Source organism: Pandoraea sp., assembly GCF_041919235.1.
Classification (GTDB): domain Bacteria; phylum Pseudomonadota; class Gammaproteobacteria; order Burkholderiales; family Burkholderiaceae; genus Pandoraea.
On the sequence record NZ_JAYRUC010000012.1, the window covers coordinates 14,548 to 34,658 of the forward strand.

At 61.9% G+C, this 20,111-nt stretch carries 14 protein-coding genes; 6 read left to right on the forward strand and 8 right to left on the reverse strand.

Going from position 1 to position 20,111, the window contains the following annotated elements:
- Positions 1 to 148 precede the first annotated feature (148 nt).
- The 4 genes from pbpG to ACE3UG_RS11425 form a co-directional block, all read right to left on the reverse strand.
- Entirely contained in the window at positions 149 to 1,417 is a 1,269-nt protein-coding gene (pbpG, locus tag ACE3UG_RS11410) for a D-alanyl-D-alanine endopeptidase (protein ID WP_374623761.1), read from the reverse strand.
- Between the two features lie 187 nt (positions 1,418 to 1,604).
- Entirely contained in the window at positions 1,605 to 2,417 is an 813-nt protein-coding gene (locus tag ACE3UG_RS11415; RefSeq protein WP_374623764.1) for a nitroreductase, read from the reverse strand.
- 49 nt (positions 2,418 to 2,466) lie between these two features.
- On the reverse strand, positions 2,467 to 3,393 hold the full coding sequence (locus ACE3UG_RS11420; RefSeq protein WP_374624068.1) for a DMT family transporter: 927 nt from the start codon (positions 3,391 to 3,393) through the stop codon (positions 2,467 to 2,469).
- A 71-nt stretch (positions 3,394 to 3,464) separates the two neighbouring features.
- Complete coding sequence (locus ACE3UG_RS11425; protein ID WP_374623767.1) at positions 3,465 to 4,406, reverse strand: histone deacetylase; 942 nt, start codon at positions 4,404 to 4,406, stop codon at positions 3,465 to 3,467.
- Between ACE3UG_RS11425 and ACE3UG_RS11430 the strand changes: the two genes are divergently transcribed.
- Both ACE3UG_RS11430 and ACE3UG_RS11435 read left to right on the forward strand, forming a co-directional pair.
- Positions 4,383 to 4,688 carry a hypothetical protein gene (locus tag ACE3UG_RS11430; RefSeq protein WP_374623770.1) on the forward strand — a complete coding sequence of 102 codons (306 nt, stop codon included), beginning with the start codon at positions 4,383 to 4,385 and terminating at the stop codon, positions 4,686 to 4,688. The two genes, ACE3UG_RS11425 and ACE3UG_RS11430, sit on opposite strands and share 24 nt — an antisense overlap.
- 199 nt (positions 4,689 to 4,887) lie before the next feature.
- On the forward strand, positions 4,888 to 5,448 hold the full coding sequence (locus tag ACE3UG_RS11435) for a phasin family protein (RefSeq protein ID WP_374623773.1): 561 nt from the start codon (positions 4,888 to 4,890) through the stop codon (positions 5,446 to 5,448).
- 300 nt (positions 5,449 to 5,748) lie between these two features.
- Here the strand turns inward: ACE3UG_RS11435 and lpdA are convergent, their stop codons facing one another.
- From lpdA to aceE, 4 genes are all read right to left on the reverse strand, one after another.
- Positions 5,749 to 7,524: a dihydrolipoyl dehydrogenase gene (gene lpdA, locus ACE3UG_RS11440; RefSeq protein ID WP_374623776.1), complete on the reverse strand. Its 1,776-nt coding sequence runs from the start codon at positions 7,522 to 7,524 to the stop codon at positions 5,749 to 5,751.
- Positions 7,525 to 7,544: 20 nt separating this feature from the next.
- Positions 7,545 to 8,126 carry an MFS transporter gene (locus ACE3UG_RS11445; RefSeq protein ID WP_374623779.1) on the reverse strand — a complete coding sequence of 194 codons (582 nt, stop codon included), beginning with the start codon at positions 8,124 to 8,126 and terminating at the stop codon, positions 7,545 to 7,547.
- Between the two features lie 81 nt (positions 8,127 to 8,207).
- Entirely contained in the window at positions 8,208 to 9,905 is a 1,698-nt protein-coding gene (gene aceF, locus ACE3UG_RS11450; RefSeq protein ID WP_374623782.1) for a dihydrolipoyllysine-residue acetyltransferase, read from the reverse strand.
- Positions 9,906 to 10,005: 100 nt separating this feature from the next.
- The gene (gene aceE, locus ACE3UG_RS11455) at positions 10,006 to 12,693 is read right to left on the reverse strand and encodes a pyruvate dehydrogenase (acetyl-transferring), homodimeric type (protein WP_374623785.1); all 2,688 of its coding nucleotides are present in this window, start codon (positions 12,691 to 12,693) and stop codon (positions 10,006 to 10,008) included.
- A 341-nt stretch (positions 12,694 to 13,034) separates the two neighbouring features.
- On the opposite strand from aceE, the gene ACE3UG_RS11460 reads away from it, so the two are divergent.
- The 4 genes from ACE3UG_RS11460 (at position 13,035) to ACE3UG_RS11475 (ending at position 19,872) form a co-directional block, all read left to right on the forward strand.
- Positions 13,035 to 15,518: a PAS domain S-box protein gene (locus tag ACE3UG_RS11460; RefSeq protein WP_374623788.1), complete on the forward strand. Its 2,484-nt coding sequence runs from the start codon at positions 13,035 to 13,037 to the stop codon at positions 15,516 to 15,518.
- Positions 15,515 to 16,159 (forward strand): response regulator transcription factor, encoded by a 645-nt coding sequence (locus ACE3UG_RS11465; protein WP_374624071.1) that lies wholly within the window; start codon positions 15,515 to 15,517, stop codon positions 16,157 to 16,159. The genes ACE3UG_RS11460 and ACE3UG_RS11465 overlap by 4 nt, the downstream gene beginning before the upstream one ends.
- A gap of 375 nt (positions 16,160 to 16,534) precedes the next feature.
- A complete protein-coding gene (gene folD, locus ACE3UG_RS11470) occupies positions 16,535 to 17,389 on the forward strand; it encodes a bifunctional methylenetetrahydrofolate dehydrogenase/methenyltetrahydrofolate cyclohydrolase FolD (protein ID WP_374623791.1) in 855 nt (284 codons plus the stop codon).
- A gap of 404 nt (positions 17,390 to 17,793) precedes the next feature.
- Positions 17,794 to 19,872, forward strand: a complete 2,079-nt coding sequence (locus ACE3UG_RS11475) for a M3 family metallopeptidase (protein ID WP_374623794.1) — start codon at positions 17,794 to 17,796, stop codon at positions 19,870 to 19,872.
- Positions 19,873 to 20,111: the final 239 nt, after the last annotated feature.

Consider the following 20,111-nt stretch of genomic DNA (forward strand, 5'->3'; position numbering starts at 1 on the left):
ATTGCCTGCGTACGGGCGGGCGGTGCCGACACAACGTATCCGACGAACCTTGCGAAGGCGGCCTGGAGAAAACAAAAGGCGCTCCCGAGGGAGCGCCTTTACCTGGCCGCTTGCGCGACGCGCGTCGCGCAACTCAGCGCAGCACGACTTACAGGGCGTGTTCGTTGTTGGTTGCGACTTGTGCGGTCGGGGTCGTCCCTGCCGTGCGTTGCGGTGCAGCGCCGCCGCCTTCCAGCAGCCACTTGCGAACGCGCGCAGCGTCGGCAAAGCGCGAATACTTACCCGTCGAATCCAGCAGAATTATGATCACCGGACGGCCTTCGACGTTGGCCTGCATCACGAGGCACTGACCCGCTTCATTGATGTAGCCTGTCTTCTGCAGACCGATTTCCCACCCCGGATGACCGATCAGGTGATTCGTGCTGACATAGTGCAGCTCACGACGACCGGTATTGACGTCGTAATTGCTGTCCGTCGAGAAGCGGCGAATCATCGGGTACTGATATGCGGCCTTGACCATCTTGACCAGGTCGCGCGCGCTCGATACGTTCTGGCTCGAGAGCCCGGTCGGATCGTTGAAGTGCGTGTCGTTCATGCCGAGTTGCTTCGCCTTGCGGTTCATCGCCGCCAGGAACGCCGGACGCCCTCCCGGGAAATAACGCGAGAGCGCAGCGGCCGCACGATTCTCCGACGACATCAGCGCGATGTGAAGCATGTCTTCGCGCGACAGGCGCGACCCCACCGACAGGCGCGACCCCGTGCCCTTCTCGTAATCGCGATCGTCGTCCGTCACTTCCATCATGTCGGTCATCGGAATGCCGGCATCGAGCGACACCATTGCCGTCATCAATTTCGAGATCGACGCGATCGGCAGCACGGCATGGGAATTCTTGTCGAACAGCGATTCGCCCGTGCGCTCGTCGACGACATAGGCGACCGAAGAGCGCAGCGCCAAGGCGTCAGGCGATTCGTGCAGACCGAACGCGCGTCCCGTCGACAGACGCTCCTGTGCCTGCGGCACGAAGTTGACGGTTCGGTACGAGGTTACGACGTGGCGTTTGCCGTTCTTGAAAACGACACGCTTGACGGCCACGCGCTTGGCGGAGGCTTCCCGGTAGTCGACGGCAGCAAGCTTTCGCACCTTGCCGCCGGCCCTTGCGTGCTTGGTCTCGCGCGATGCAGTCGTGACAACCGCACGTTTGACACCGGGTTTGGAAGCGGCGACGGATTTCATCGCCTTGGGATTGGCACACGCGCGCTTCTGGGCTGCAGTCTTGGCCGTCTTGGGCGAGCAAATGCTCGTCTTACCAGCGGCGTGAACGACTGCCGGGGCACCGGCGGCGAGCGAGATCGCCACGACGGCAGCCCCCCAGAGGCGGGAGCGGCACAGACGCGCAAGAGTCGTGATCGCGAACATAGATTGGGGTCGTGTAAGGTTGGCAGGCAACGAGTTTGGGAGAAGTTTAGTAACTTCCCAAAAAATAAGCAATATGAATGACTTAGCTGAAATACTTAAACCGGCATCTGGCAGTTTTGTGCAGCGCAACGCGCCAAATCGCACATTCGCAACAAATTGCCAATTAATGACAAGTCACCAAGGCTCGCTACGACAGAAAATGCGCCCAGTCATTCAGGGGCGCACGCTCGGTAACAAGCCGGTTTTCAACGGCGTTCGGGTCCGCATACCCCAACGCCATGCCGCACACGACCATTCGAGTCTCCGGGAGCCGCAGTTCTGCAGCAATCACGCGGTGGAAAGTGGCAAACGCTGCCTGCGGGCAGGTGTCGAGTCCTCGCGCCCGTGCCGCAACCATCACGCTTTGCAGGAACATGCCGTAGTCCAGCCAGCTCCCCTGCTCCAGATGCCGATCGATCGTGAAGATCAAACCCACCGGCGCATCGAAGAAGGTGAAGTTACGCGCATGCTGGCTCTGCATGCGATCCTTGTCGGCACGCCCAATGCCCAGCAGACCGTATAAATCCCAGCCGACCTTGCGACGCCGCGCCTGATAGGGCTCACTCCACTCGCGCGGGTAATAGGCGTACTCCTCCTGATGCATCAACCGCTGCGCCGGATCGTTGAATGCCTCAAGCAGACGCGACGTCAACGACTTCAGCGACTCGCCGGTCAACACATAGGTCTGCCACGGCTGAATGTTGCTGCCCGATGGCGCACGCGACGCCACCGCGAGAATGTCCGCGACGCTCGCTTGCGGCACAGGCGTGGGTAAGTAAGCGCGAATCGAGCGCCGGCTGCGAATCGCCTCATCGACATATCCCACGCACAGATCGGGGTTATCGATGACCGCCGGGCGACCCGGGCCTTCCCCGGTCGCGGCTTCGATGCGCAAGCCGGCGGCGGCGTTGTCCTGCACCGATGTTGGCGCGGCTTGCGCACTTGGATGGTGTTGTTTCATAAGCGCATGCTCATCGCAAATGACGAAAGAAATGGACCTACCGCCGCGCTCATGACGCCGACGCGGCAGGCATCGCCCGACGCTCGATCACGAGCGCAACGCCGAGGGCCGCGACAACCATCCCGGCAGCGCTCAGGGGAGACAGCGTCTCGCCGAACAGCAGCCAGGCCATGACGGCGGTCGTCGGTGGCGTCAGATACATGAGGCTGGAGACCTTGGTTGCAGCGCCATGCCGAATCAGCAGGAACAACAGCGAAATCGCACCGATCGAAAGCGCCAGCACCGACCACACGAGCGCGCCGATCATTTCAGCATTCCAGCGCACCTGCATGGTCTCGAGGGCCCACGCGGCGGGCAGCGTCACGGCAAAGGCCGCGCCGAACTGCACGAGCGTGCCGACACGCAGATCGAACTGTGCGCAAAATCGCTTTTGATAGAGCGTGCCGGCGGTGATCGCGACCAGACTCAGGACGCACAAAGCGACCGTGTGCACACCGATGCCGCGCACACCGACCTTGTTGGCCACCACCAGTCCAACGCCAGCGAATCCGCACAGCAAACCGAGCCATTGACGTCGCGACACCGGCTCGCCGACCACGCGTGCGAAGAGTGCCGTCAACAACGGTTGAATGCCGACGATCAACGCCGCCAGACCTGCGGGCGCCCCTTGTTTTATCGCCGCCCATACGCCGCCCAGATACACCGCCTGGATCAGCGTGCCGGAGACCGCGAGGTGCGCGATGAGTCGCCAGTCGATGCGCTCGACGGGCCCCGTCTGTCGCGCATCGACGCGGCGCTTCGGCCATGGCGTACGCGTCAACAAGGCGATAGGCAACATGACGATCAGCGTGCCGCCAAAGCGCAGCGCGAGAAAGGTGAGCGGCTCGGCATTCGGCATGCCGTACTTGGCCACGATAAAGCCCGTGCTCCAGATCAGCACGAACCACCATGGCATGGTCGCGCGCCAGACGGCCATGCGCCCGGCACGCTCGGCCGCGCGGCCACCGTCCGACGACGCAGGAGGATGGGGCACAGTCCGGTGCTCGCTCATACGAGGGCACCGCCTGCCGACGCAGGGATTGCACGGCGGCACGCGCGCTGGAACTGACTGGCGAGGCGGATGGTCGCGAAATGGGCCGCGACGCTCTGTTCGATGTCGCGACCATAGCCGCCCGCCATGGCAATCGCCACTGGCAAACCTCGCTCGGCGCATGCCGTCAGCACACGACGGTCACGGGCGAGCAAGCCATCGTGAGTGAGTGCCAGTCGGCCAAGCCGGTCGTTTTCCAGCGGATCGGCACCCGCGAGATAAATCACGAGCGTCGGCGTGAACTGCGCGAAGAGATCGGTCAGCGCGTGGCCAAGCGCGACCAGATACGCGTCGTCGCCGCAACCGTCGGGCAGTCCCACGTCGAGATCACTGCTCGCCTTGCGAAACGGGTAATTGTGCTCGCCATGCAGCGACAACGTGAAAACGCTCGCATCGTGCTCGAAGATGGCCGCCGTGCCGTTGCCCTGATGCACGTCGAGATCAATGATCGCGACACGCGTACCGGGACCGAGTTCGGCCTGCATCGTGCGGGCCGCCACGGCAGCATCATTGAACACACAGAATCCTTCGCCACGATCGGCGTAGGCGTGGTGCGTTCCGCCAGCGAGATTCGCGGCCACGCCATCGACAAGTGCGGCGCGACACGCCGCCACTGTCGCCCCCGTCGAGCGTCGCGAACGCTCGACCATCTGCGGCGACCATGGAAATCCGATATGGCGCTGCTCTTTCGGATCCAGCGTGCCTGCGCTCACTCGGCGCACGTACTCAAGCGTATGAACGCGGCCGAGCATCACGTCGTCTGCGGGCATCGCCTCGGCCAATACGACTTGCGGCAATTCGCCAGCGACGCGCTCGCGAAGTCGGGCGTACTTCTCCATGGGAAACCGATGCCCGGGCGGCAGCGGCAGGACGAAATGGTCGCTGAAAAACGCTTGCATCGATGCGAATGGCCGGCGGGTGCGGCACGCAAAAAGGCGTTGAACGACTTCGGCACTGGCGAATGGAACGCGCCAGCCTGCTCCGGAACGTGTCAGGCACTCGCGCGCGTTGCCGTCCCGCAAGTGCCGGAACGCGTCGATAGTACCATTGCCACGCTTGGTGCGCCGAGCGCCAAAAAGGTGCAGAGCCGCACCAATCAAGGCTTTCCGGCGGGTGCCGATAATTCGCCGCAACGCGGCTTCCTACCTTCTCTACGGCACCTCAACCTTTTGATTTTGTAAGCTTTTGTTGAATTGTTGCGGCGCACAAAAAAGACTTGACAGCCAGGCGAAAATCTCTACACTTGCAATTGTGCGATGCACAAAAGAGATCGCACTTAATCGAGAGGCCCCAACCGTGTTTTCACCAAGATAAGGTGAGAACCGACCAGCGAACACGGAGTGGGTCGATATGTTGTGTATGACACCATAGGAGAACGCCATGTCGTTTCTGACCCCTGAACAACTCGCTGCTGCCCACAAAGCCAATTTCGAAACCCTGTTTGGCCTGACCAACAAAGCCTTCGAAGGCGTGGAAAAGCTCGTCGAACTGAACCTGCAAGCCGTCAAGGCATCGCTGGCCGAGTCCGCCTCCACCGCGCAGAAGGCTTTCGCTGTGAAAGATGCGCAAGAGCTGCTCGCGCTGCAAGCCAACCTCGTCCAGCCGGCCGCCGAAAAGGCGCTCGCGTATGGTCGTCACCTGTATGAAATCGCTTCGTCGACGCAAGCCGAGGTGACCAAGGTAGCGGAAGCCCAACTGGCCGAAAGCTCGCAGAACGTGCAAGCGCTGTTCGACAACCTGGCCAAGAATGCCCCGGCCGGTTCGGAGTCTGCCGTTGCACTGGCCAAGTCGGCCTTGTCGGCTGCCAACAGCGCGTTCGACAGCGTCCAGAAGGCCACGAAGCAGGCCGTTGAAATGGCTGAGACGAACTTCGCTGCCGCGACCAACGTCGCGTCGAAGGCGGCTGCTCAAGCATCGCGTGCCGCCAGCGCCAAGAAGTAATCGATAGCGTCCTGCAGGCTTTCGCGAGAACCCTTTGGACGCTTGCCGCTGCACTCCCCCAAGGTGATGCGACGGCAACCCGTTGTCGCTTTGGTACTGCAGGTACCGCTCAAACCCGGCCTCGCGCCGGGTTTTCTTTTTCGATCGCATATAAAAAACCGCCATCCCTCAGCGAAATGGCGGTTCGTGTTTCGGCATCCGCCGTCGGCCGCAACGTGCAACGACGGAAGTCCGCAACTGCACCGGCCGACAACGCGTGCACTCGACATGCATCGATGCACGCGCCAACGCCGACGCGCGTTACTTCTTGCGAGGCGGCGGTACGTCGGTGCAAACTCCTTCGTAAATCTCCGCTGCCATGCCAATCGACTCGGCCAGTGTCGGATGGGGGTGAATCGTCTTGCCGATGTCGACGGCATCGGCGCCCATTTCGACAGCCAAGCAGATTTCGCCGATCAGATCGCCCGCGTGCGTGCCGACGATCGCGCCGCCCACGATGCGATGCGTCTCTTCGTCGAACAGCAACTTGGTGAAGCCCTCATCACGCCCGTTCGCGATGGCACGGCCCGATGCTGCCCACGGGAACACAGCCCGACCGTACTTGACGCCTTCGGCTTTCAATTGATCTTCCGTCTTGCCGGCCCAAGCCACCTCCGGATCGGTGTAGGCCACTGACGGAATCTGGACTGCGTCGAAATAGGCCTTCTCGCCCGCTGCAGCCTCGGCGGCTACGTGGGCTTCGTGCACTGCCTTGTGGGCCAGCATCGGCTGGCCGACGATGTCGCCGATCGCGAAGATATTCGGTACGTTGGTGCGCATCTGCTTGTCGACCGAAATGAAACCGCGATCGCCCACTGCCACGCCAGCGTTCTCGGCACCGATCTTCTTGCCATTCGGGCTGCGCCCCACCGCGACCAGCACCAGGTCGTAACGCTGCGGCTCCGCCGGAGCCGCCTCGCCCTCGAACTTCACGTAGATGCCATCGGCCTTGGCCTCGGCACCCACGGTCTTGGTCTTGAGCATGACGCGGCCGAAGCGCTTCGTGTTCATCTTTTCCCAGACCTTGACCAAATCGCGGTCTGCGCCTTGCATCAGGCCATCGAGCATTTCCACGACGTCGATCTCGGCGCCCAGGGCGCTATACACCGTTGCCATTTCCAGGCCGATGATGCCGCCACCAATGACGAGCATCTTCTTGGGGAGTTGACGCAGTTCGAGTGCGCCGGTCGAATCAACGATGCGCGGATCTTCTGGCAGAAATGGCAACTTCACCGATTGCGATCCCGCAGCGATGATGGCCTGCGCAAATTTCACCGTGCGCTTGCTGCCATCGTCGGCGACGATTTCCATGTGGTTCGGATCGAGGAAGGTACCCACCCCGCGAACCACTTCGACCTTGCGCATCTTGGCCATGCCGGCCAGACCGCCCGTGAGCTTGCCAACTACGCTTTCCTTGTAGGCACGCAGCTTGTCGAGGTCGATCTCGGGTTTCGCAAACGAAACGCCGTGATGGCCGAGCGATTGCGCCTCTTCGAGAACAGCGGCCGTATGGAGCAGCGCCTTCGACGGGATGCAACCTACATTCAGGCACACGCCGCCCAGTGCGGCATAGCGCTCGACGAGCACCGTCTTGCGCCCCAAGTCGGCGCTGCGGAACGCGGCCGAATAGCCGCCAGGACCGGCGCCCAATACGAGCACGTCGCACTCGGTGTCCGCGCCGCCATCATGCTTGGCCGGCGCCGGCGCCGAGGCGATGGGCTGAGCGACCGGTGCGGTGGGCGCGGCCGGTGCCGCAGCAGCGGGAGCCGCTGTCGGGGCTGCGGCGTTGGCGACACCTGCGCCGTCGGCTTCGACGAGCGCAATCAACGTGCCTTGGCTGGCCTTGTCGCCGACCTTGATCTTCACTTCCTTCACGGTGCCCGACACTTCCGACGGGACTTCCATGGACGCCTTGTCGGATTCCAGCGTAATGAGCGAAGCATCCTTGGCGATCTTGTCGCCGGGCTTGATCATCACTTCGATGACATCTACGCCCTCTGCGCCGATATCCGGCACTTTGACTTCAATGAGACTCATGCGGGGTCTCCCTGTCGCATTTATGACTTGATGGTGGTATCGATCGGAAACGCGTGCACCTGAAAAGGGCCGGCGGAACTCTTGTCGAACTCCGCACCGGCCTTTACGCCCGCTTCGGCAATGGCGCTGGCACTCAGATCCTGGTCGTAGAGGGCATACATGGCGCCGAGCGCAAAACTGCGCCCCGAACCGATCCCCCAGAACCGATCGAAAACAAACACTTCCCGATAGGAATAGACCCCGTAGATGCCTGTCGGATTCGCGATCACACAAGTAATCTGCGACGACTCGTACGGATCGTCTTCCTCTTCCTTGGTGTTGAGGAAATACTCTTCCTTGAGCTTCTGATGAACGCGGCAGAAAGTGCGGAACACTTCATCGCGCGAATGCAAACGGCATTCGTCCGCCATGCCGGAAAGAATCGCACGCATGACCGGAAAGTGCGCGGTCGTGCCCGCCAGACCGACGTAGGAATCGCCCACAAGAAAAACCTTGCGATTTTCCTCATACGATTGCGACAGCCTTGTATCGCCGAACGTGACGAGCGAATCGGCGGCAATGGCAATCTCACCCGCCTTCTTGACGACTACCACGGTGGTCACGATACCTTCTCCGTCCAGATCCCGAAGCTTTTACGCGCGTGCCGCCGGCTTGCGCTTGCGCGCGGCCGACGGCGCTTGCCATTACAGCATTGCGCGGCGGAAGTCCTGCAACAGTTGTCCCAGGTAGGCGTTAAAGCGTGCGGCCTCGGCGCCATCGATCACGCGGTGATCGTACGACAGCGACAGCGGCAGCGTCAGTTGCGGCAGGAACTGTTGCTTGCGTTCGTCCCACACCGGCTTCTGGTAGGAACGCGACAGCCCCAGAATCGCCACTTCCGGTGCATTGATGATCGGCGTGAAGGTTGTGCCGCCGATACCGCCGAGCGACGAGATCGAGAAGCACCCGCCCTGCATTTGATCGGGCTTGAGCTTGCCTTCGCGGGCGAGCTTCGCCAACTCCGAGGTCTCGCGCGCGATCTCGAACACCCCCTTCTTGTCGGCGTCGCGAACGACCGGCACCACGAGCCCGTTCGGCGTGTCGGCCGCGAAACCGATATGGAAGTATTGCTTGAAGACGAGGTTGTCGCCGTCGAGGCTCGCGTTGAACGTCGGGAACTTCTTCAGGGCCATGACGCAGGCCTTCACGACGAAAGCGAGCATCGTCACCTTGACGCCGGCCTTTTCGTTTTCCTTGTTCAACTGCACGCGGAACGCTTCGAGTTCGGTGATATCCGCTTCGTCGTTGTTCGTGACGTGCGGAATCATGACCCAGTTGCGATGCAGGTTCGCCCCCGAAAGCTTCTTGATGCGCGAAAGCGCCTTCGGCTCGACCGGACCGAACTTCGAGAAGTCGATCTTCGGCCACGGCAGCAGATTCAGTTCGCCACCGCCCGCCGACGCGGCGCCCGCAGCGGCCGGGCGATTGTTATTATTGCCCGCGAGTGCGTTCTTGACGAAATTGCGCACGTCTTCAACGATCACACGCCCCTTCGGACCGGTGCCCTTCACTCGCGTGACATCCACACCCAGCTCGCGAGCGAACTTGCGCACGGAAGGACTGGCATGGCTGATCGGCTGAGTACTCGGCGCGGCTTCGGGAATGGCGGCAGGCGCCGATGCGGCAGCCGGCGACGGCGCGGCAGGTGCCACGCTTTGCACGGCTGGGGCCGGGGCGGGGGCGGCCGCCGGTGCAGCAGCCTTGGCTGGCGCGGCAACGGCGGCGGCAGCGCCTTCGAGCACGATGATCAACGAGCCTTCCGACACGGTGTCGCCAACCTTGACCTTCAGTTCCTTGACCACCCCTGCGGCCGGACTCGGCACGTCCATCGACGCCTTGTCGGACTCCAGCGTGACGAGCGATTGCTCGGCGGTAACGGTATCGCCCACCTTGACCAGCACATCGATCACAGGCACGTCGTCGTAGCCGCCGATGTCCGGCACCTTCACGTCGATCTGGGTTGCGCCGCCGCTGGCCGCCGCGGCAGTTGCCGAAGCGGCGGGCGCAGCGCGCGATGAGGTCGCTTGCTGGGCCGGGGCCGGGGCCGGCGTGGGCGCAGGTGCGGGGGCCGCGGCAGCGCTCGCTTGGGCACCCGAGCCGTTCACGGTCTCGAGCGTCAGAATGAGGGAACCCTCCGATACTTCGTCGCCAACTTTCAGGCTCAGCGACTTGATGATGCCAGCGGCCGGGCTCGGCACATCCATCGTGGCCTTGTCCGATTCCAGCGTGATCAGGGCCTGCTCGGCATCGATCTTGTCGCCCGCCTTGACCAGCACGTCGATGACGGGCAAGTCCTTGAAGTCACCGATATCCGGGACTTTCACTTCGATCACTTGACTCATTTTCCACAGTCTCCTCGAGGCTGCGCTTGACGTGCGGCGTGCCCCCCCGCTGGCCGCTGCTGAAGCGGCTGGCGGTCGCGCACACCGCGCGAAGCGGCCTTTAGACGGTCATCGGGTTGGGTTTGTTCGGATCCAGGTTGTACTTGGCAATCGCTTCGGCGACCTTGCCTGCCGGCAGAGCGCCTTCATCGGCCAGTGCCTTGAGCGCAGCCACCGTGACCCAGTTACGATCCACCTCGAAGAAGTGACGCAGCTTCTCACGCGTATCCGAGCGGCCATAGCCATCGGTGCCGAGCACCACGTAACGGCCACGCACGAACGGACGAATCTGGTCGGCATACGTACGGATGTAGTCCGTCGATGCAATGACCGGACCCCGCGTGTCGTTCAGGCACTTCTCGACATGCGACAGACGTGCCGTCTCGGTCGGATGCAGGAGATTGTAGCGCGCTACGTCGTTGCCTTCGCGGGCCAGCTCCGTGAAGCTCGGGCAGCTCCACAGATCCGATTCGACGCCCCAATCGTTCTTGAGCATTTCGGCAGCAGCAATCACTTCATTGAAGATCGTGCCCGAACCCAGCAGTTGCACGCGCGGCGCTTTGCCCGTGTCCGCACCTCGACGGAACGCGTACATCCCCTTCAGGATGTCTTGCTCCACGCCTTCCGGCATGGCCGGGTGCGGGTAGTTTTCGTTCATCACGGTCAGGTAGTAATACACGTCTTCCTGGTCCTGCACCATGCGGCGCAGACCGTCCTGAACGATCACGGCGAGCTCGTACGCGAACGTCGGATCGTACGGCAGGCAGTTCGGGATCGACGACGCCCACAGCAGCGAGTGACCGTCTTCGTGCTGCAGCCCTTCGCCGTTCAGGGTCGTCCGACCGGCCGTGCCGCCCACGAGGAAACCACGCGCGCGCATGTCGCCCGCCGCCCATGCCAGATCGCCGATGCGCTGGAAGCCGAACATCGAATAGAAGATGTAGAACGGGATCATCGTCTCGCCGTGCGTCGAATAAGACGTCGCGGCAGCGATCCAGTCGCACATACCGCCGGCTTCGTTGATGCCTTCCTGCAGAATCTGACCGTTCTCGGATTCCTTGTAGAACATCAGTTGATCCTGATCCTGCGGGATGTAACGCTGGCCGACCTGGCTCCAGATACCGATCTGACGGAACAGGCCTTCCATGCCGAAGGTGCGGGACTCATCCGGCACGATCGGAACGATGCGCTGACCCAGCGTCGTATCCTTGAGCAGCACATTGAGAATACGCACGAACGCCATGGTCGTGGAAATCTCGCGGCCTTCGGCCGTCGCCTTGAGCAGCGCGTCGAACGCGGACAGCGCGGGCACCGGCAGCGAAGCCGCCTTGGTGCGGCGCTGCGGCAGATAGCCGCCCAGTTCCATGCGGCGAGCACGCATGTATTCCAGTTCCTTCGAGCCCTCTTCGAACTGCAGGTACGGCACCTCGCCGATCTGATCGTCCGGGATCGGCAACTTGAACTGATCGCGGAACTTCTTGAGCGACTCCACCGGCATCTTCTTCTGCTGGTGGGTGATGTTCATGGCCTGTCCGGCTTCACCCATGCCGTAACCCTTGATGGTCTTGGCCAGAATGACACTCGGCTGCCCCTTGTGCTGGGTGGCCGCCTGGTAGGCTGCGTAGATCTTATGCGGATCGTGGCCGCCCCGGTTCAGCGCCCAGATGTCTTCGTCGGACCAGTCGGCGACCATCGCCTTCAGCTCCGGAGAGTTGAAGAAGTTCTCGCGAACGTAGGCACCGTCCTTCGACTTGTACGTCTGGTACTCGCCGTCCACGCACTCCATCATGCGCTTCATGAGCAGGCCCTTCTTGTCGCGCGCGAGCAGCGAATCCCAGCGGCTACCCCAGATCACCTTGATGACGTTCCAGCCAGCGCCGCGGAATTCCGATTCGAGTTCCTGGATGATCTTGCCGTTACCGCGCACCGGGCCGTCCAGGCGCTGCAGGTTGCAGTTGATCACGAACACGAGATTGTCGAGCTGCTCGCGACCGGCCATGCCGATCGCGCCCAGCGATTCCGGCTCATCCGTCTCCCCGTCGCCGAGGAAAGCCCAGACCTTGCGGCCGTCGGTCTGCACGATGTTGCGCGACTGGAGGTACTTCATGAAGCGAGCCTGATAGATCGCCATGATCGGACCCAGGCCCATCGACACCGTGGGGAACTGCCAGAAATCAGGCATCAGCCACGGGTGCGGATACGACGACAAGCCACCGCCGTCCACCTCCTGACGGAAGTTCTCGAGCTGCGTCATTTCCAGACGGCCCAGCAGGAACGCGCGGCTGTACACACCCGGCGACGAGTGGCCCTGCACAAAGACCAGGTCGCCACCGTGCTTGTCGGAAGGCGCATGCCAGAAGTGGTTGAAGCCGACGTCATAGAGCGTTGCCGCCGAGGCAAACGACGCAATGTGGCCACCAACGTTCGTGTCCTTGCCGGCCCGCAACACCATCGCGATCGCATTCCAGCGGGTGTACGAGCGGATCGTGTGCTCGACATCCTGATCGCCCGGAATATGTGCTTGCTGATCGACGGGGATGGTATTGATGTAGGGCGTGTTGGCCGAGAACGGGTGATGTTCGCCGTTGATGCGAGCGAACTCGATCAGCTTTTCGAGCAGATAGTGGGCACGTTCCGGACCCTCGGCAGCCAGCACGCCTTCCAGCGAGGCCAGCCATTCTTGCGTTTCTTGGGGATCGACGTCCGCAGGGGATACGATCTTCAGAGCTTCTTCAGGTACGGCGGACATGGTGTCTCCTTGTCTGTCGTTAGCGGGTTGGCGTAACGGTCGATACCCGCTTCATGTACGGGCCACCGGCATTTTCACGGGGGCATTGTACGAAGGTTACTCCTGGCTTCGCAAGCGAAATTTCAGATTACGATAGTAAATTTCATAATACGGAATTCTGCTGCGGTGCACATAAAATCAATGGGTTGCTGGTGCTATCACACCACGATCTGGGCGCGTACCGATCGGTCTCAACAGCACTTTGCGCTGCATTCTTAACGAAAAGTTCGGACGCTTCCGAAAAGCAATCTGCGCCACATTGCGGCAGCGGGAAACCGGCCGGCCTGCGCTACAATCTCGCCATGCTTTCGCCACGCCTTGCCAACTCCGCTCCGCCGTCCCGGTCCGCCGCTACGTCTGCCCGCTCGAACCGCTGGTTGCAGGGGTTCGCGGAGTCGCACTACTACTTGTTGGTCCCGCTCGTCTCCATTGTGATCTTCCTGGTGGTGATGAGTCTGATCCTGTGGAGCCTGAATCGCCGGGAGACGGAGCAGCAGCAGGACACGTTGTATCGGAATGTGGCATGGGCACAGCAGCAGATTCGCCTCAACATGCTGGCCATTCAGGACCAGATCAGTTCCCTGGCGCGCGATACGGCGGCAAAGCCGCAGGACGTTACGCACTTCCAGAATACCGCGAGCGAACTGATGCAGAATCATGCGGACATCGTCTTCATGAACTGGCTGGATGCCTCACAGCGCCCGAAATGGGCACTGCCGGCCGACTCCGCGTTTGCGTCTCGCCTGCAAGGCTCGGCACAGCATCCGATGGAGGACGAACTGCTGGTCGCGTTTCGCGCCGCTCGCGACTCTCGCCGATCGGCATACTCCACACTGATTTACGACGCCTCGGGTGCAAGCTACATCGTCGTGCAAGTGCCCGTGCTGCGCGAGCGCGAATTCCTCGGCACGATCAGCGCGGTCTATTCGGTCGAAGGCCTGTTGATCCACGAGTTGCCGCAGGAGCTTGGCGACAAGTTCAAGGTATCGTTCATCGACACGCACAACAACGAGTTGGCGACGACATCGACACGCCCGCCGCTACCGCGCGACGTCTCATATGAGTTGCTCCTCGATCCGCCCGGGCACAGTCTGGCCGTGCGGATCTATTCATATCCGGCGGTCGGCAACTTCGTCAACAACACACTGGTCTGGCTGATTGCCGGGTTGTCCTGCTTCGTTCTCTGGAGCCTCTGGAGTCTGTGGCGGCATACGCGCCAGCGGTTCGAGGCCCAGCAGGCGCTGTTCAACGAGACGTCGTTCAGACGCGCAATGGAAAACTCCATCGTCATCGGCATGCGCGTGCTCGACCTTCAGGGCCACATCACTTATGTGAACCCCGCGTTCTGCCGAATGACAGGCTGGGAAGAGGCCGATCTCATGTATCGGGCGCCCCCCTATCCGTACTGGCCGAAGGACGACATCCACGAAATGCAGCGTCGCATCGACATGACGCTGCGCGGCAAGGCGCCCTCGCACGGCTTTGAAATTCGCGTGCAGCGCAAGGATGGCACCATCTTCTACGCGCGCATGTTCGTTTCGCCACTCGTGGATGCGCACGGCCGCCAGACCGGCTGGATGTCGTCGCTGACCGACATCAGCGAGCCGAAGCGGGCGCGCGAGGAACTCGCCGCAGCACACGAGCGGTTTACGACCGTGCTCGAGAGCCTCGACGCATCTGTGTCGGTCCTGGCCGTCGACAAGGCGGAGTTGTTGTTCGCGAATCGCTATTACCGCCAGTTGTTCGGTACGCGTCCGGAAGGTCATCTGGAGTTGTCTGGCGGCGGAGACCTCTCTCCGGCATCGCTCGATCACATCGATATGGTCGACGCGTTTGCGGGGCTGCCCGCCGCGTCGCTCACCGATACGGCAGCAGAGACACAGGAAATCTATCTGCCGACACACCAGAAATGGTTTGAAGTCCGGCGTCAATATATCCAGTGGGTGGACGGCCATCTCGCCCAGTTGCAGGTGGCGACCGACATTACGGCTCGGCGTCACGCTGAAGAGCTGGCGCGGCAGGAGGAGGAACGCCTGCAATTCACCGGACGCCTTACGACAATGGGCGAGATGGCTTCGTCGCTCGCGCACGAACTGAACCAGCCGCTGGCAGCCATCAACAACTATTGCATGGGCACGGCAGCCCTCGTGCGTGCTGGACGCACATCACCGGAAACGTTGTTGCCCGCGCTCGAAAAAACATCGCAGCAGGCGGTTCGTGCCGGCATGATCATCAAACGGATTCGCGCGTTCGTGAAGCGCAGCGAACCGAAACGCCAATCGTCGTCGATTTATGAGATCGTGGCAGATGCCGTGGGCCTCGCCGAACTCGAAGCGCGCAAACGCCGCATTCGCATCGTGACCGAGCTGCCCGCAGGACTGCCGCAGATCAACGTGGATCCGGTGCTTATCGAACAGGTGCTCGTGAACCTGCTCAAGAATGCTGCGGAGGCCATGCACGGCTACACGCCGCCTCCCGGCCAGCGACGCGACGCCACGGTGCGTCTGCATGTGGAGCGCCGAGACAAATCGGTCGAATTCCAGGTGTCCGATCATGGACCTGGCGTCGACGAAGCCACCATCGAACGGTTGTTTGAACCTTTCTTTAGCACTAAGTCGGACGGCATGGGCATGGGCCTGAATATCTGCCGCTCGATCATCGAATCGCATCACGGCCGCCTGTGGGTGGAAAACAATGACATCAACGGCGTGCGGAATGGTTGTACTTTTTGTATTCTGTTACGGTTAGAAGGCGATACGACATCCGGATCCGGGGGAGGACTATGACAACACCCAACACCAACATCGAACAAGAAACCGTCTTCGTCGTTGATGACGACGAGGCGGTCCGCGACTCGCTTCGCTGGCTTCTCGAGGCCAATGGTTACCATGTGCGTGGCTTCGCCAGCGCCGAGGAATTTCTTTCGCATTACAACGGGCATCAGCTTGGCTGCCTGATTCTCGACGTGCGCATGCCCGGCATGAGCGGTTTGGAGCTTCAGGAGAAATTGGTCGAAAACAAATTCAACATCCCGATCATCTTCGTGACGGGCCATGGCGACGTGCCGATGGCGGTCGATACGATGAAGAAAGGGGCGATGGACTTCATCGAAAAGCCTTTCGACGAAGCGGAACTCCGCAGCCAGGTCGAACGGATGTTGTCGAAGGCCCGACAGGACGCCAGTAGTCAACGCGAGCAGCAAGCCGCGGAAGACCTGCTCTCCAAACTCACGAGTCGCGAGCATCAGGTACTCGAGCGCATCATCGCCGGTCGCCTGAACAAACAAATTGCCGACGATCTGGGCATCAGCATCAAGACGGTCGAGGCGCACCGCGCCAATATCATGGAGAAGCTCAACGTCAACACGGTCGCTGATTTGCTCCGCCTCGCGCTCTCCAAGCGCTCCAGCGCACCGCCTCGCCCCTGATCGGGTCGCTGACGGGCCCAATGCATGGCATCGCGCCGGGCGACGGGCGCGGGGCCAGTCCACCGGCCGGTGGCTCAGCGTCCGGTCGCGTCGGTGTGACGTTGCTCGCTGAGCGCACCAGGCGCACCAGGCGCGTCAAGCTCACTAAGCGCGTTAAGCGATCGAAGGCAGCCCTGCGAAGCGCGACGGTTCATGAGTGCCTCGGGGCGCGGCCGGCGGCGCGACGTCGCGATGCCCGTTCCGGGCAGGGTTCTCGCGCCCGCACGTTCCGGCGCGCCGTTATAATACGGTCTTTGCGTCGCTCACCCGCCTGACCGACGCTGCCGTATCTGGCCTTTCGGCCGTGCCCCTTCCTTCACACGATATCCACGCATCATGACCGCCACCCTCATCGACGGCAACGCCCTCGCCAAACGTATTCGCGCCGAAGTTGCCACCCGCGCTGCCGCCCTCACCGCTCGCGGCCATCGGCCCGGGCTTGCCGTGATTCTGGTCGGCGAGGACCCGGCCAGCCAGGTCTATGTGCGCAACAAGGTCAAGGCGTGCGAGGACAACGGCCTCCATTCATCGCTCGACCGCTATCCGGCAGATCTGGCGCAGAGCACCCTGCTCGCCCGCATCGACGAACTCAACCGCGATCCGAAAATCAACGGCATTCTTGTGCAACTGCCCCTGCCGAAGCACATCGACAGCCATAAAGTGCTCGAAGCGATTGCGCCGGAAAAGGACGTTGACGGCTTCCACGTGTCGAATGCCGGCGCCCTGATGACAGGCGCCCCCCTGTTCCGTCCATGCACGCCGTACGGCTGCATGAAGATGCTCGAATCCGTGGACTTTCCGCTGCGCGGCGCGGTGGCCGTGGTGATCGGTGCGTCGAACATTGTCGGCAAGCCGATGGCGATGATGCTGCTCCAGGCGGGCGCCACGGTCACGATCTGCAATAGCAAGACACGCGATCTGGCCGCCCACACCCGCAACGCGGACGTGATCGTCGCGGCCGTGGGCAAGCGCAATATCGTTACGGCCGACATGGTCAAACCCGGCGCAGCAGTGATCGACGTCGGCATGAACCGTGACGATGAAGGCAAACTGTGCGGTGACGTCGACTTCAACGGCGTGAAGGACGTAGCCGGCTTTATCACGCCGGTACCCGGCGGCGTTGGCCCAATGACGATCACCATGCTCCTCGTCAACACCATCGAGGCGGCCGAGCGCGCTCTGGGCGCCTGAACCACCCCCACAGCGCCTTCCAGCACCCTCCTTGCACCTTTAAGCACCTTACGGCGCCTTGTGCGCGTTCCAGCAACGCTGTTCGCGCAAGGGCGCAGGGGGCCGCCCGCGACCGGGTGGTCGCCGGCGCCTGCGTCGTCTTCGGGCCTGCGCCGGAAAAATCCGGTGGATTCAAGAAATCCAAACTCGGATTATCCTGAAAATCCGGTCCGTATCCGGGTGACACGACCGAGCGTCACCCTCACCTTCGTTGCGCTTGAAGCCCCCTGAATGCAAGCCTGATACGGCGGTTCACGGCCTTCGCGCATGGTCATGCCAATCGTGCCGGTTGAAAAAAACGACTGGAAAATTGCACGGTATGCCCCCACACTCTTCGTAAGCCCCTTCAAGTGGACAACGAACGCATGAATACGCCGCAAACCAATCCTCTGCTCGATATCGAAGGACTCCCCCGTTTTGCCGAGATCCGCCCCGAACATGTGACGCCCGCCGTCGACGTGCTCCTGGCGCAGGCGCGTGCGGCTGTCGATCGGGCAGCGGACCCATCCACGCCTGCGACCTGGGCCGACATTCTCGACGCGGTGGAAGACGGCACCGAAGGCCTGGGCCGCGCCTGGGAAATCATTGGACATCTGAACGCGGTCGCCGATACCCCGGCGCTTCGTGCGGCCTACAGCGAAAACCTGCCGCGCGTTACCGAATTCTCCGCGAGCGTCGGTCAAAATCTGGCGCTGTTCGAAAAGTACAAGGCCATTGCGGCCGGCCCGGAATTTGCGGGGCTGTCCCCGGCCCGAAAGAAAATTCTCGATAATGAGATGCGCGGGTTCCGTTTGGGGGGAGCCGAACTCCCCGAGGATCAAAAACCGCGATTCGCCGAAATTCAGGAAGCGCAAGCGCGTCTGGCCAAGGACTTTTCGGATCACGTGCTCGATGCCACCAACAAGTTCTCGCTGGTCGTGACCGACGAGCAGGAACTCGCTGGCCTGCCCGATGACGACAAGGCGGCCGCCCGCGCCGCCGCAGAGCGCGACGGCCTCGAGGGCTGGAAATTCTCGCTGCATTTTCCGTCCTACTTCCCGGTGCTGCAATACGCAGACAACCGCGCGCTTCGCGAGAAACTGTATCGCGCCAACGTCACCCGCGCGTCGGAACTTGGCCCGCAATTCGGTGAGGGAGAAGCGGACTGGGACAACACCGAAATCGTCGTGGAGCAACTCGCCCTGCGCCGCGAGGAAGCGCAAATGCTCGGCTTCAACAACTATGCGGAGGTGTCGCTCGAGCCGAAGATGGCCGAGTCCCCTGCGCAAGTTCTCGAATTCCTCGAAGACCTCGCACGCCGCGCGCGTCCGTACGCCGAGCAGGACTGGGAAGCGCTGCAAGCGTTCGCCGCCAAGTCGCTGGGCATCGACAAGCTCGAACCGTGGGACACGGCTTACGCGTCGGAGAAGCTGCGCCAGCAACGCTATGCCTTCTCTGAAACGGAAGTTCGCCAGTATTTCCCTTTGCCCAAGGTGCTCGACGGTTTGTTCCGTGTCGCCGGTACGTTGTTCGGCGTGACCATTCGCCCACAAGACGCCGAAACGTGGCATCCGGACGTGCGCTTCTTCCGCATTGAACGCGATGGAGAACTGGTGGCACAGTTCTACATGGATCTCTTCGCTCGCGAGGGAAAGCGCGGCGGCGCGTGGATGGACAGTGCCCGCACCCGCAAACGCCTGCCCAATGGGGCGCTGCAGACGCCGGTTGCGTACCTCGTGTGCAACTTCCCGGCCCCCGTTGGCGAAAAGCCGGCCTTGCTGCCGCACGACGACGTCATCACGCTGTTCCATGAATTCGGTCACGGCCTGCATCATATGCTGACGCAGGTGGAAGATGCCGGCGTAGCCGGCATCAATGGTGTCGAGTGGGATGCGGTCGAGTTGCCGTCCCAGTTCATGGAGAACTTCTGCTGGGAATGGGATGTGCTCGAGCACATGACGGCTCACGTGGACACGGGCGCCCCGCTGCCGCGCGCGCTGTTCGACAAGATGGTCGCCGCCCGCAACTTCCAAAGCGGTTTGATGATGCTGCGTCAGTTGGTTTTCTCCGACTTCGACATGCATCTGCATTACGATTTCGACCCTCGCGGCAACGAGTCGGTGCTGGCGGTTTCGAAACGGATCAACGACCGGTTGCACGTCACGCCCCAGGCGGAATTTTCGCGATGGCCGAATACGTTCAGCCACATCTTTGCGGGCGGCTACGCCGCAGGCTATTACAGCTACAAGTGGGCGGAGGTGCTGTCTGCCGATGTCTACGCGGCATTCGAAGAAGCCGCGAAGGTCAGCGGTTCAGTACTCGACAAGGCCACCGGTGCGCGCTACCGCGATGAAATTCTCGCGGTTGGCGGCAGCCGGGAAGCGATGGCTTCGTTTATCGCGTTCCGCGGTCGCGCACCGCAAGTCGACGCTTTGCTGCGACATAGCGGCATGTCGGCAAACTAACGTCAGCGAACAGGCGCCACGGACAACGGGCGACGCTGCGCGCCCGTTGTCGAGCGTCAGGCGATGCGCGCCGACAAACGACGAAGGCATCCTGATCACATCGCCGTGCGGACGAAGCCGCGAGCAAAGGGGAAATTGCCCGCGTTATGGCGCGACCACGGCACCCCGCAAAGAATCGGCAGCAAGGCGTCGCGCCAGCGCACCAAAACAAAACAGGCGATGCATCTTACGATGTCACC